Below are 13421 nucleotides of genomic sequence, written 5' to 3'. Positions count from 1 at the left end.
ATCTGATGAGTGACTTTAAATCAACCCTGAATTTGCCGGAAACAGGGTTCCCGATGCGCGGCGATCTCGCCAAGCGTGAACCGGGAATGCTGGCGCGTTGGACCGATGATGACCTGTACGGCATCATTCGTGCGGCTAAAAAAGGCAAAAAAACCTTTATTCTGCATGATGGCCCTCCTTATGCGAATGGCAGCATTCATATTGGTCACTCCGTTAACAAGATTCTGAAAGACATTATCGTGAAGTCCAAAGGGCTTTCCGGTTACGACTCCCCTTATATCCCTGGCTGGGACTGCCACGGCCTGCCTATCGAACTGAAAGTAGAGCAGGAGTTCGGCAAGCCGGGTGAAAAGTTCACTGCCGCAGAGTTCCGCGCCAAGTGCCGCGAATACGCCGCAACGCAGGTTGACGGTCAGCGTAAAGACTTTATCCGTCTGGGCGTGCTGGGTGACTGGCAGAAGCCGTACCTGACGATGGACTTCAAAACCGAAGCCAACATCATTCGCGCGCTGGGCAAAATCATCGGCAACGGCCACCTGCATAAAGGCGCGAAGCCGGTGCACTGGTGTGTAGACTGCCGTTCCGCGCTGGCGGAAGCGGAAGTTGAGTATTACGACAAAACCTCCCCGTCTATCGACGTTGCGTTCCACGCCGCCGATCAGGATGCGGTGAAAGCGAAATTTGGCGTTTCTGACGTGAATGGCCCGATCTCTCTGGTTATCTGGACCACCACCCCGTGGACCCTGCCGGCTAACCGTGCGATTTCTTTGGCCCCTGATTTTGACTATGCACTGGTGCAGATTGACGGTCAGGCCGTGATTCTGGCAAAAGACCTGGTCGAAAGTGTGATGCAGCGCCTCGGCGCGGCGGATTACACCATTCTGGGCACGGTAAAAGGCGCTGAGCTGGAACTGCTGCGCTTTACCCATCCGTTCATGGGCTTTGATGTTCCGGCGATCCTGGGCGATCACGTGACGCTGGATGCCGGTACCGGTGCGGTACACACCGCGCCTGGCCACGGTCCGGATGACTATGTGATTGGTCAGAAATACGGCCTGGAAGTCGCAAACCCGGTAGGGCCAGATGGTACCTATCTGCCGGGTACGTACCCGACCCTGGATGGGGTTAACGTCTTCAAAGCGAACGATGTTGTCGTGGCGCTGCTGACTGAAAAAAGTGCACTGCTGCACGTTGAGAAGATGCAGCACAGCTATCCGTGCTGCTGGCGTCACAAGTCACCGATCATCTTCCGTGCCACCCCGCAGTGGTTTGTCAGCATGGATCAGAAAGGCCTGCGTGCGCAGTCGCTGAAAGAGATCAAAGGCGTGCAGTGGATCCCCGATTGGGGCCAGGCGCGTATTGAATCGATGGTCGCCAACCGCCCTGACTGGTGTATCTCCCGTCAGCGTACGTGGGGTGTGCCGATGTCTCTGTTTGTCCACAAAGACACTGAAGAGCTGCATCCGCGCGCCATCGAACTGATGGAAGAAGTGGCTAAACGCGTTGAAGTTGACGGTATCCAGGCGTGGTGGGATCTCGATCCCAAAGATATCCTCGGTGATGAAGCCGATCAGTACGTCAAAGTACCGGATACCCTGGACGTATGGTTCGACTCTGGTTCTACCCACTCATCCGTCGTCGACGTGCGTCCTGAGTTTTCGGGGCATGCGGCAGATATGTATCTGGAAGGCTCTGACCAGCATCGTGGCTGGTTCATGTCTTCGCTGATGATCTCCACTGCGATGAAGGGCAAAGCGCCGTACCGTCAGGTACTGACCCACGGTTTTACCGTTGATGGTCAGGGCCGCAAGATGTCCAAGTCCATCGGTAACACCGTTTCTCCGCAGGACGTGATGAACAAGCTGGGTGCGGATATTCTGCGCCTGTGGGTGGCGTCTACCGACTATACCGGTGAAATGGCTGTTTCTGACGAAATCCTGAAACGTGCTGCTGACAGCTATCGCCGTATCCGTAACACCGCGCGCTTCCTGCTGGCAAACCTGAACGGGTTTGATCCGGTGAAAGACATGGTGAAACCGGAAGAGATGGTTGTTCTGGACCGGTGGGCTGTGGGCTGTGCGCAAGCGGCGCAGGACGAGATCCTCAAAGCCTACGAAGCCTATGACTTCCACGAAGTGGTACAGCGCCTGATGCGTTTCTGCTCCGTCGAAATGGGTTCGTTCTACCTTGACATCATCAAAGACCGTCAATACACCGCGAAAGCGGACAGCGTGGCGCGTCGTAGCTGCCAGACCGCGCTGTTCCATATTGCTGAAGCGCTGGTGCGTTGGATGGCGCCGATCATGTCCTTCACCGCAGATGAAATCTGGGGCTACCTGCCGGGCGATCGTGAAAAATACGTCTTCACCGGTGAGTGGTATCAGGGGCTGTTTGGCCTGGCCGATACCGAAGCGATGAACGATACGTTCTGGGACGAGCTGCTGAAAGTGCGTGGCGAAGTGAACAAGGTCATCGAGCAGGCACGTGCAGACAAGAAAGTGGGCGGTTCTCTGGAAGCGGCAGTGACCCTGTACGCTGAACCTGAACTGGCTGCCAAGCTGACAGCGCTGGGCGAAGAGTTACGCTTTGTTCTGTTGACCTCGGGTGCGACTGTTGCGGACTATGCTGCAGCACCGGCCGATGCTCAGCAGAGCGAACTGCTCAAAGGCTTGAAAATTGCTCTGAGCAAAGCCGAAGGCGAGAAATGCCCGCGCTGCTGGCATTACACGACCGACGTGGGTCAGGTGGCGGAACATGCAGAAATCTGCGGACGCTGTGTCAGCAACATCGCCGGTGATGGCGAACAACGTAAGTTTGCCTGATGAGTCAGCCTCTTTGTTCAACAGGACTCCGCTGGCTGTGGCTGGTGGTAGTCGTGCTGATTATTGATTTGGGCAGCAAGTACCTGATCCTCCAGAATTTTGCTCTGGGGGATACGGTGTCGCTGTTCCCGTCACTGAATCTGCACTATGCGCGTAACTATGGCGCGGCGTTTAGCTTCCTGGCTGACAGCGGTGGCTGGCAGCGGTGGTTCTTTGCCGGTATCGCGATCGGTATTTGCGTCATTCTAATGGTGATGATGTATCGCTCGAAGGCGACGCAGAAGCTGAATAACATCGCGTATGCGTTAATCATTGGCGGTGCACTAGGCAACCTGTTTGACCGCCTGTGGCACGGCTTCGTCGTGGATATGATTGACTTTTACGTCGGTGACTGGCATTTCGCCACCTTCAACCTTGCCGATACGGCGATTTGTATCGGTGCGGCGTTGATTGTGCTGGAAGGCTTCTTACCGGCGAAAGAGAAAAAAGCCGCATAAAAATATGCCGGATGGCGCTATGCTTATCCGGCCTACACTCTACTGCGAATCTTGTAGGCCCGGTAAGCGTAGTGCCACCGGGCAAACAGGCGGCAGCACTTTTAAAGAGCAACCTGCATGTCTAAATCAGTACAGAGTAACAGTGCGGTGCTGGTGCACTTCACCTTAAAGCTCGACGATGGCTCCACCGCAGAGTCAACCCGCAGCAACGGCAAGCCTGCGCTGTTTCGCCTGGGCGACGGTTCTCTGTCTGAAGGACTGGAACAACACCTGCTGGGGTTAAAAGAGGGCGATAAAACCACTTTTGCTCTGGAGCCTGATGCTGCTTTTGGCGTATCAAGCCCGGACCTCATTCAGTATTTCTCGCGTCGGGAGTTTATGGACGCGGGTGAGCCAGAAATTGGCGCTATCATGCTCTTTACCGCAATGGACGGCAGTGAGATGCCAGGCGTTATCCGCGAAATCAACGGTGATTCCATCACGGTTGACTTCAACCATCCGCTGGCTGGGCATACCGTTCATTTTGATATTGAAGTGCTGGAAGTCGAACCGGCACTGGAGGCGTAAAATGCAGATCCTGTTGGCTAACCCGCGCGGATTTTGCGCTGGCGTAGACCGCGCTATCAGCATTGTGGAAAACGCGCTGGCTATCTACGGCGCGCCGATTTATGTCCGTCATGAAGTGGTGCATAACCGCTATGTGGTGGATAGCCTGCGCGAGCGCGGCGCTATTTTTATTGAGCAAATCAGTGAAGTACCGGACGGTGCGATCCTGATTTTCTCCGCCCACGGCGTGTCTCAGGCCGTGCGTAACGAAGCCAAAGGCCGCGATCTGACGGTCTTTGATGCCACCTGCCCGCTGGTGACCAAAGTGCATATGGAAGTCGCGCGCGCCAGCCGCCGTGGCGAAGAGTCGATTCTGATTGGTCACGCCGGACACCCGGAGGTTGAGGGTACGATGGGCCAGTACAGCAACCCGCAGGGGGGGATGTACCTGGTGGAATCGCCGGAAGACGTTCTGACGTTGAATGTCAAAAATGAAGGTAAGCTCTCCTTCATGACCCAGACTACGCTCTCGGTTGATGACACCTCTGATGTGATTGATGCCCTGCGTCAACGCTTCCCGAAAATTGTTGGGCCGCGCAAAGACGATATCTGCTATGCCACCACCAACCGTCAGGAAGCGGTTCGTGCGTTGGCGGAGCAAGCGGATGTGGTACTGGTTGTCGGCTCGAAAAACTCGTCTAACTCCAACCGCCTGGCAGAACTGGCCCAGCGTATGGGCAAGGCCGCGTATCTGATTGACGATGCGACCGATATCCAGGAAGCCTGGGTGAAAGATGCGGCGTGCGTCGGCGTGACGGCCGGTGCTTCTGCGCCGGATATTCTGGTACAGAACGTGATTGTCCGTCTGCAGGAGCTCGGTGGTGGGGATGCTATCCCACTGGAAGGCCGTGAAGAGAACATCGTTTTCGAAGTGCCGAAAGAGCTGCGTGTGGATGTTCGTGAAGTAGAGTAACTCTTTCGCGTCATGATTATGAGAAGATGCCAGACTTAACGTCTGGCATTTTTTTTGGAGAAACCATGCGCTTACCGATCATTCTTGATACTGATCCCGGCATTGATGATGCGGCGGCGATTGCCGCTGTACTGTTTTCCCCCGAGCTGGATCTGCAACTGATGACGACGGTGGCAGGCAACGTGTCGGTGGAAAAAACGACCCGTAATGCGTTGCAGTTGCTGCACTTTTGGAATGCGGATATTCCGTTGGCGCAGGGGGCAGCTATGCCGCTGGTGCGGCCGCTGCGTGATGCGGCTTCAGTGCACGGTGAGTCCGGTATGGCAGGGTATGATTTTGTCGAACACAATCGGCAGCCGCTGGCGAAACCCGCCTTCCAGGCAATTCGAGATGCGCTGATGCATGCCCCGCAGCCCGTTACGCTGGTGGCAATTGGCCCGTTGACCAATATTGCTCTGTTGCTTACCCACTATCCTGAATGCGTATTCAATATTCGCCGCCTGGTGATGATGGGCGGTTCAGCCGGGCGCGGTAACTTTACGCCCAATGCGGAGTTTAATATTGCTGTCGATCCCGAAGCGGCGGCGAAGGTCTTTCGCAGTGGGCTGGAGATAGTCATGTGCGGGCTGGATGTCACCAACCAGGCCATGCTGGCACCAGAGTACCTGGCAACATTACCCGCACTTAATCAGACGGGGAAAATGCTGCACGCGCTGTTCAGTCATTATCGTAGCGGCAGCATGAATACCGGTCTGCGTATGCACGATCTCTGCGCCATTGCCTGGCTGGTCCGCCCGGATCTGTTCACGCTCCAGCCCTGCTTTGTGGCGGTGGAAACCCAGGGGGAATACACCTCGGGAACGACGGTAGTGGATATCGAGGGTCGCCTTGGGCAGCCCGCCAACGCGCAGGTCGCGCTGGCGCTGGATGTTGACGGCTTCCGCCAGTGGGTCGCTGAGGTGCTGTCACGCGCGCCATAATCAACGGCCAGATTGAGGCAATTTCTCGCTAAGGTAATCAATCATGGCCCGCATTCTGGCGGGCATATGTCGGTTGCGTGTCCATAAGAGCCACAGATCGCCGCTGTAATCGCTGATAAACTCCCACTCCGGTAATACCTGGACAATCTCGCCGCTGGCAAGCGTTTCACGGGCGGTAAACAGCGGCAGGCTGCCAATCCCCAGATGATGCTTTACCGCGTCCAGCCGCACGCCGGTATGGTTGGCAGCATAACGCCCATGAGTTTGCAGAGTTTCAATTTTATCCCCACGGCGAAACTTCCAGCGCGAATCGGCGGGCGTTTCGCCAAGGCTAATACAGCTATGATCGCGCAGGGCTTGTGGGGTATCGGGCGTACCGTGCTGGCGCAAATATTCCGGTGTGGCGCAGATAACGTGACTGACCGGCATCAGCGGCTTGCCGTACAAACCCGGCGACGGCGACTGACTGATGCGCAGTGCCAGATCCACGCCATCATCAATCAAGTCCATATAGCGGTCTTCCAGCCTCAGACAGACATCCACGTCCGGGAAGCGGGTGAAAAACTCCGCCATTAAAGGGTGAATAACAAAACGCCCGACCGCCTTTGGCACGCTGACCGTTAGCTTCCCCTGGGCAATGGTCTGGCGGCTGCTGCCGGAGTCTACCGCCATTTGCGCGGCGTTTAGCATCTCTTGCGCGTGTTCATAAACCATCTTCCCGGTCTCGCTTAGCGCCAGCTTACGGGTGGTGCGGTGCAGCAGTTTGCTGCCTAATGCCTGCTCAAGCCGCGAGACGCTGCGGCTGATAGCGGAAGGCGTTGCGCCGGATATTCTGGCGGCGGCAGAGAAACTCCCCTGGTCGACAATCAACACAAAGGTGGCAAGGTCAGGAAGCAGGTTGGGATTCATTTGTGCGTACCGGGCAAAGATGCATTGATTGTTGATGGGATTATCGGTGCTGGTAAAGTGAATATACTCTGCTCATCAAGAGGAGAACAACCATGACTGAACGTCTTTATTACACCAGCGATGACACCCGAGGCCATGCGACGATCACACACTGCACGGCAGAACCCGATGGGCGCTATGCGATTACGCTCGATAGCACGCTGTTTCATCCACAGGGCGGCGGACAACCCTCGGACAGTGGCGCGATCGGTGGCGTCCCGGTTGAAGGCGTGATGACGCGCGGTGAAGAGGTGGTGCATATTGTGGCGCAACCGCTGCCGCCTGGCGAAACGACGCTGCATATTGATGCTGCTGTCCGCCATCTTCACGCCCGTCTGCACTCAGCCGGGCACATGATTGGTCAGGCCGGTGAAATATTTGGTTGGCGACCGGTTAAAGCGCACCATTGGCCGAATGAAGGGCGCATTACTTTTGCGATAGGTGAGGGCAGCACTTTGCCGGAAGCGGCACAACTGATGGCGAAAATTGGCCAATGGCAGACCGACAATCTTGCGCGCCGAATTACCTTTGACGGCGGCTTACGCCAGGTCGGTTTTGGTGACCTACCGGGATATCCTTGTGGCGGTACGCACGTGGCCCGTTTATCCGAGTTGGGTGAGGTGATCATTACACAGGTGAAGCTGAAAAAAGGGCAGATGGTGGTGAGCTATACTCTAGCGGCCTGAAAATGGGCTGGCAGAAACGGTCACGCGAATTGGCTACCTACCGTTGGGTTTTAAAGTGCTTTTCTTATCGTCTGTCGCCATTCTGAGCGAGTTTGACTTCTTTCCCCGACTGCGGCAATGATTCATCCTGCGGGGTGAATCATGTCTTTTACTGATATTCCTCTCTGTTTATCATTAATTTCTAATTATGGACGTTTTCGGCTGGCGACCCTGTCGCGGGCTGGTTACTCTGAAAACGATTTACGCAATTTTAACAAAAGAGAATAGCTATGCATGATGCACAAATCCGCGTCGCCATTGCAGGCGCCGGTGGCCGCATGGGACGGCAGTTAATTCAGGCCACGATGGCGATGGAAGGAGTACAACTGGGGGCGGCACTCGAGCGTGACGGCTCCTCTTTACTGGGCAGCGATGCTGGTGAGCTGGCGGGCGTTGGAAAATCTGGCGTAACCGTTCAGAGCAGCCTCGAAGCGGTAAAAGACGATTTCGATGTCTTTATCGATTTTACCCGCCCGGAAGGCACGCTGACGCATCTGGCATTTTGTCGGCAGCATGCAAAAGGCATGGTGATTGGCACGACCGGGTTTGATGATGCCGGTAAGCAGACCATTCGCGATGCCTCGCAGGATATTGCCATTGTGTTTGCCGCCAACTTTAGCGTCGGCGTGAACGTGATGCTTAAACTGCTGGAGAAAGCGGCGAAGGTGATGGGCGACTACACCGACATCGAAATTATTGAAGCGCACCACCGTCATAAAGTCGACGCACCGTCAGGGACGGCGCTGGCGATGGGGGAGGCGATTGCCGGGGCGCTGGACAAAGATTTAAAGGACTGTGCTGTCTACTCGCGTGAAGGTTACACCGGTGAACGTGTGCCTGGCACTATCGGTTTTGCCACGGTGCGTGCTGGTGACATCGTCGGGGAACATACGGCGATGTTCGCCGATATTGGCGAACGTATCGAGATTACGCACAAAGCGTCCAGCCGTATGACGTTTGCCAACGGTGCGGTAAGATCGGCGATGTGGTTGAAAGGTAAATCAAACGGTCTTTTTGATATGAAAGATGTGCTTGATTTAGGCAGTTTATAAGGTTTTATTACCCTTCGTGATGTGGTTATGGTAATCATAATTTATTGATTACATAGGGCAATATTTTATTGCCCTTTTATTTTTCCATTGTTTTTATAATTTTCAATTAAAATACTTATTTTAAGATGTTTTGTAATGTGTTTTTGTTGCCTCAATGTAAATTTTGACCAAATGGTCCACTTTTTTGTCTGTCATGATTCATTTTTACATTCTTGACCTCCCGCAAGCGTTTTCTACCGTTACTTAGCTGATCTTTTTGCCTGTTAAATCACATGATTTGTCCCAGTGGCGTAAAATAATAATAAAAAATCCCCTTTTGGGTAGACTTTTCCCCGGGCTGTCTCTAGAATGCCGCCGTTTGCCAGAAATCCATAGGTAAGCAAATTTGCATTGATTCATACTGTGTTAATGAATTAATATGCAAATAAAGTGAGTGAATATTCTCTGGAGGGTGTTTTGATTAAGTCAGCGCTATTGGTTCTGGAAGACGGAACCCAGTTTCACGGTCGGGCCATAGGGGCAACAGGTTCGGCGGTTGGGGAAGTCGTTTTCAATACTTCAATGACCGGTTATCAAGAAATCCTCACTGATCCTTCCTATTCCCGCCAAATCGTCACCCTTACTTATCCTCATATCGGCAATGTCGGCACCAATGAAGCCGATGCAGAATCTTCTCAGGTACATGCGCAAGGTCTGGTCATCCGCGACCTGCCGCTGATTGCCAGCAATTACCGCAATACCGAAGACCTCTCTTCTTACCTGAAGCGCCATAACATCGTGGCGATTGCCGATATTGATACCCGTAAGCTGACCCGTCTGCTGCGCGAGAAAGGCGCTCAGAACGGCTGCATCATCGCAGGGGATAACCTGGATGCACAGCTGGCGCTGGAAAAAGCGAAAGCCTTCCCGGGCCTGAACGGCATGGATCTGGCGAAAGAAGTCACTACGGCAGAACCGTATGGCTGGACCCAGGGAAGCTGGACGCTGGAAGGCGACCTGCCGGAAGCAAAATCCGCTGAAGAACTCCCGTTCCACGTGGTTGCCTACGATTTCGGCGCGAAACGCAACATTCTGCGTATGCTGGTGGATCGCGGCTGCCGCCTGACGGTTGTGCCTGCGCAGACCTCCGCAGAAGACGTATTAAAGATGAGTCCGGACGGTATCTTCCTGTCCAACGGTCCTGGCGACCCGGCACCGTGTGACTACGCGATTGCCGCGATTCAGAAATTCCTCGAAACCGATATTCCGGTGTTTGGCATCTGTCTCGGCCATCAGCTGCTGGCGCTGGCGAGCGGTGCGAAGACCATCAAGATGAAGTTTGGCCACCACGGCGGCAACCATCCGGTGAAAGATATCGATAACAACACCGTGATGATTACCGCGCAGAACCACGGTTTTGCGGTGGATGAAGCCTCGATGCCTGCTACCTTGCGCGTCACACACAAATCACTGTTCGATGGCACCCTGCAGGGTATCCATCGCACCGACAAACCGGCGTTTAGCTTCCAGGGCCACCCTGAAGCGAGCCCGGGGCCGCACGATGCTGCGCCGCTGTTCGACCACTTTATCGAGTTAATTGAGCAATACCGTCAGTCCGCGAAATAATCAGGAGTTAAAAGAGCCATGCCAAAACGTACAGACATAAAAAGTATCCTGATTCTGGGCGCGGGTCCGATTGTTATCGGCCAGGCGTGTGAGTTTGACTATTCCGGCGCGCAGGCGTGTAAAGCCCTGCGTGAAGAGGGTTACCGCGTTATTCTGGTCAACTCCAACCCGGCGACCATCATGACCGACCCGGAAATGGCCGATGCCACCTACATCGAGCCAATTCACTGGGAAGTGGTACGCAAAATTATCGAAAAAGAGCGCCCGGATGCGGTACTGCCGACCATGGGCGGCCAGACGGCGCTGAACTGCGCGCTGGAGCTTGAGCGTCAGGGCGTACTTGAAGAGTTCGGTGTGACCATGATTGGTGCCACCGCCGATGCGATTGATAAAGCAGAAGATCGCCGTCGCTTCGACATCGCAATGAAGAAAATCGGTCTCGACACCGCGCGTTCTGGTATCGCGCACACCATGGAAGAAGCGCTGGCGGTTGCCGCTGACGTCGGCTTCCCGTGCATCATCCGCCCGTCCTTCACCATGGGCGGTACCGGCGGCGGTATTGCCTATAACCGCGAAGAGTTTGAAGAGATTTGCGAACGCGGTCTGGATCTTTCCCCAACGAAAGAGCTGCTGATTGATGAATCGCTGATTGGCTGGAAAGAGTACGAGATGGAAGTGGTACGTGACAAAAATGATAACTGCATTATTGTCTGCTCCATCGAAAACTTCGACGCCATGGGCATTCATACCGGTGACTCCATCACCGTGGCACCTGCCCAGACGCTGACCGACAAAGAATATCAAATCATGCGTAACGCCTCGATGGCGGTACTGCGTGAAATCGGCGTAGAAACCGGCGGGTCTAACGTGCAGTTTGCGGTGAACCCGAAAAACGGCCGCCTGATTGTTATTGAAATGAACCCACGCGTTTCCCGCTCCTCGGCGCTGGCCTCGAAAGCGACCGGTTTCCCGATTGCCAAAGTGGCGGCGAAACTGGCGGTCGGTTATACCCTCGATGAGCTGATGAACGACATCACCGGCGGACGTACTCCGGCGTCGTTCGAACCGTCTATCGACTACGTTGTGACTAAGATCCCGCGCTTTAACTTCGAGAAGTTTGCCGGTGCTAACGACCGTCTGACGACGCAGATGAAGTCCGTCGGCGAAGTGATGGCGATTGGCCGCACACAGCAGGAATCGCTGCAAAAAGCGCTGCGCGGTCTGGAAGTGGGCGCCACCGGTTTCGACCCGAAAGTGAGCCTGGATGACCCGGAAGCGCTGACCAAAATTCGTCGCGAGCTGAAAGATGCAGGCGCTGAGCGTATCTGGTACATCGCCGATGCGTTCCGTGCTGGTCTGTCCGTTGATGGCGTCTTCAACCTGACCAACATTGACCGCTGGTTCCTGGTACAGATTGAAGAACTGGTGCGTCTGGAAGAAAAAGTTGCAGAGCTGGGGATTAACGGCCTCGACGCTGATTTCCTGCGCCAGCTCAAGCGTAAAGGCTTTGCCGATGCGCGTCTGGCAAAACTGGCTGGCGTGCGCGAAGCGGAAATCCGCAAACTGCGCGAACAGTATAAGCTGCACCCGGTTTATAAGCGTGTGGATACCTGCGCCGCAGAATTCTCCACCGACACTGCCTACATGTACTCCACCTATGAAGAAGAGTGCGAAGCGAACCCGACTCAGGATCGCGACAAAATTATGGTGCTGGGCGGTGGTCCGAACCGTATCGGTCAGGGTATCGAATTCGATTACTGCTGCGTACATGCGTCGCTGGCGCTGCGCGAAGACGGTTACGAGACCATTATGGTCAACTGTAACCCGGAAACGGTTTCTACCGACTACGACACCTCCGACCGTCTGTACTTTGAACCGGTAACGTTCGAAGACGTGCTGGAAATCGTGCGTATCGAGAAGCCGAAAGGCGTTATCGTGCAGTACGGCGGGCAGACTCCGCTGAAGCTGGCGCGTGCGCTGGAAGCCGCAGGTGTGCCAGTTATCGGCACCAGCCCGGACGCGATTGACCGCGCTGAAGACCGTGAGCGTTTCCAGCAGGCGGTTGACCGTCTGAAGCTAAAACAACCGGCCAACGCCACCGTTACCGCCATTGAAATGGCGGTCGAGAAGGCAAAAGAGATTGGCTACCCGCTGGTGGTGCGCCCGTCCTACGTGCTTGGCGGTCGGGCAATGGAAATTGTGTACGACGAAGCCGACCTGCGTCGCTACTTCCAGACCGCGGTCAGCGTCTCCAACGACGCGCCGGTGCTGCTGGACCGCTTCCTGGATGACGCAGTAGAAGTGGACGTAGACGCTATCTGCGACGGCGAAAGGGTGCTGATTGGCGGCATCATGGAGCACATTGAGCAGGCGGGCGTTCACTCCGGTGACTCCGCGTGTTCCCTGCCAGCCTACACGCTGAGCCAGGAAATTCAGGACGTGATGCGCCAGCAGGTGCAGAAACTGGCCTTCGAACTGCAGGTTCGTGGTTTGATGAACGTCCAGTTTGCGGTGAAGAACAACGAAGTTTACCTGATTGAAGTCAACCCGCGTGCGGCGCGTACCGTACCGTTTGTCTCCAAAGCCACCGGTGTTGCGCTTGCAAAAGTGGCGGCGCGCGTGATGGTCGGTCAAACACTGGCACAGCAGGGCGTCACCAAGGAAATTATCCCGCCGTACTACTCGGTGAAGGAAGTGGTGCTGCCGTTCAACAAGTTCCCGGGCGTTGACCCCCTGTTAGGGCCAGAAATGCGCTCTACCGGCGAAGTGATGGGCGTAGGCCGCACCTTTGCGGAAGCATTCGCCAAGGCGCAGCTGGGCAGCAGCTCCACCATGAAGAAACAGGGCCGCGCATTGCTCTCCGTGCGTGAAGGCGATAAAGAGCGCGTCGTTGACCTGGCGGCGAAGCTGCTGAAGTTTGGTTTCGAGCTGGACGCAACCCACGGTACGGCAATTGTACTGGGGGAAGCCGGTATCAACCCGCGTCTGGTAAACAAGGTGCATGAAGGTCGTCCGCATATTCAGGACCGTATCAAGAATGGCGAATATACCTATATCATCAACACCACTGAAGGTCGTCAGGCGATTGAAGACTCCAAGCTGATTCGCCGCAGCGCGCTGCAGTACAAAGTTCATTATGACACCACGCTGAACGGCGGTTTCGCCACGGCGATGGCGCTGAATGCGGATGCTACCGAGAAGGTGACCTCCGTTCAGGAAATGCACGCACAGATCGCGAAGTAATCGACAATGACCCACCCGCTTCTGAGCGGG

At 55.2% G+C, this 13421-nt stretch carries 10 protein-coding genes; 9 read left to right on the top strand and 1 reads right to left on the bottom strand.

Annotated elements, in window-relative coordinates; translation table 11 throughout:
- Nucleotides 1-5: 5 nt before the first annotated feature.
- The 5 genes from ileS (at nt 6) to rihC (ending at nt 5818) form a co-directional block, all read left to right on the top strand.
- Nucleotides 6-2822, top strand: a complete 2817-nt coding sequence (gene ileS, locus IB214_RS20565) for an isoleucine--tRNA ligase (protein ID WP_117342342.1) — start codon at nt 6-8, stop codon at nt 2820-2822.
- Nucleotides 2822-3319 (top strand): signal peptidase II, encoded by a 498-nt coding sequence (gene lspA / locus IB214_RS20560; RefSeq protein WP_096758363.1) that lies wholly within the window; start codon nt 2822-2824, stop codon nt 3317-3319. Before ileS ends, lspA begins: the two co-directional genes overlap by 1 nt.
- A 117-nt stretch (nt 3320-3436) precedes the next feature.
- Nucleotides 3437-3886: an FKBP-type peptidyl-prolyl cis-trans isomerase gene (fkpB, locus tag IB214_RS20555; RefSeq protein ID WP_115259500.1), complete on the top strand. Its 450-nt coding sequence runs from the start codon at nt 3437-3439 to the stop codon at nt 3884-3886.
- Between the two features lies 1 nt (nt 3887).
- On the top strand, nt 3888-4838 hold the full coding sequence (gene ispH / locus IB214_RS20550) for a 4-hydroxy-3-methylbut-2-enyl diphosphate reductase (RefSeq protein ID WP_115259499.1): 951 nt from the start codon (nt 3888-3890) through the stop codon (nt 4836-4838).
- A gap of 65 nt (nt 4839-4903) precedes the next feature.
- On the top strand, nt 4904-5818 hold the full coding sequence (rihC, locus tag IB214_RS20545) for a ribonucleoside hydrolase RihC (RefSeq protein WP_117342440.1): 915 nt from the start codon (nt 4904-4906) through the stop codon (nt 5816-5818).
- Here rihC and IB214_RS20540 read toward each other — a convergent pair whose 3' ends face one another.
- Nucleotides 5819-6727 carry a LysR family transcriptional regulator gene (locus IB214_RS20540; RefSeq protein ID WP_117342341.1) on the bottom strand — a complete coding sequence of 303 codons (909 nt, stop codon included), beginning with the start codon at nt 6725-6727 and terminating at the stop codon, nt 5819-5821.
- A gap of 92 nt (nt 6728-6819) precedes the next feature.
- On the opposite strand from IB214_RS20540, the gene IB214_RS20535 reads away from it, so the two are divergent.
- The 4 genes from IB214_RS20535 (at nt 6820) to carB (ending at nt 13391) form a co-directional block, all read left to right on the top strand.
- Nucleotides 6820-7452, top strand: a complete 633-nt coding sequence (locus IB214_RS20535) for an alanyl-tRNA editing protein (protein WP_117342340.1) — start codon at nt 6820-6822, stop codon at nt 7450-7452.
- A gap of 269 nt (nt 7453-7721) precedes the next feature.
- Nucleotides 7722-8543, top strand: a complete 822-nt coding sequence (gene dapB, locus IB214_RS20530) for a 4-hydroxy-tetrahydrodipicolinate reductase (protein WP_115259496.1) — start codon at nt 7722-7724, stop codon at nt 8541-8543.
- A gap of 456 nt (nt 8544-8999) precedes the next feature.
- Nucleotides 9000-10148, top strand: a complete 1149-nt coding sequence (gene carA / locus IB214_RS20525) for a glutamine-hydrolyzing carbamoyl-phosphate synthase small subunit (RefSeq protein WP_115259495.1) — start codon at nt 9000-9002, stop codon at nt 10146-10148.
- 18 nt (nt 10149-10166) lie between these two features.
- A complete protein-coding gene (gene carB / locus IB214_RS20520; protein WP_117342339.1) occupies nt 10167-13391 on the top strand; it encodes a carbamoyl-phosphate synthase large subunit in 3225 nt (1074 codons plus the stop codon).
- Nucleotides 13392-13421 lie beyond the last annotated feature (30 nt).

Source organism: Citrobacter sp. C1, from assembly GCF_014596895.2.
In the GTDB taxonomy this organism is placed as follows: Bacteria; Pseudomonadota; Gammaproteobacteria; order Enterobacterales; family Enterobacteriaceae; genus Citrobacter; species Citrobacter gillenii.
This window is presented reverse-complemented; position numbering and strand designations above follow the sequence as displayed.

Excerpts from the sequence above, each read along its gene's own strand:
- ileS (WP_117342342.1), top strand. The coding sequence starts at position 6 with ATGAGTGACTTTAAATCAACCCTGAATTTGCCGGAAACAGGGTTCCCG.
- lspA (WP_096758363.1), top strand. The coding sequence starts at position 2,822 with ATGAGTCAGCCTCTTTGTTCAACAGGACTCCGCTGGCTGTGGCTGGTG.
- fkpB (WP_115259500.1), top strand. The coding sequence starts at position 3,437 with ATGTCTAAATCAGTACAGAGTAACAGTGCGGTGCTGGTGCACTTCACC.
- ispH (WP_115259499.1), top strand. The coding sequence starts at position 3,888 with ATGCAGATCCTGTTGGCTAACCCGCGCGGATTTTGCGCTGGCGTAGAC.
- rihC (WP_117342440.1), top strand. The coding sequence starts at position 4,904 with ATGCGCTTACCGATCATTCTTGATACTGATCCCGGCATTGATGATGCG.
- IB214_RS20540 (WP_117342341.1), bottom strand. The coding sequence starts at position 6,727 with ATGAATCCCAACCTGCTTCCTGACCTTGCCACCTTTGTGTTGATTGTC.
- IB214_RS20535 (WP_117342340.1), top strand. The coding sequence starts at position 6,820 with ATGACTGAACGTCTTTATTACACCAGCGATGACACCCGAGGCCATGCG.
- dapB (WP_115259496.1), top strand. The coding sequence starts at position 7,722 with ATGCATGATGCACAAATCCGCGTCGCCATTGCAGGCGCCGGTGGCCGC.
- carB (WP_117342339.1), top strand. The coding sequence starts at position 10,167 with ATGCCAAAACGTACAGACATAAAAAGTATCCTGATTCTGGGCGCGGGT.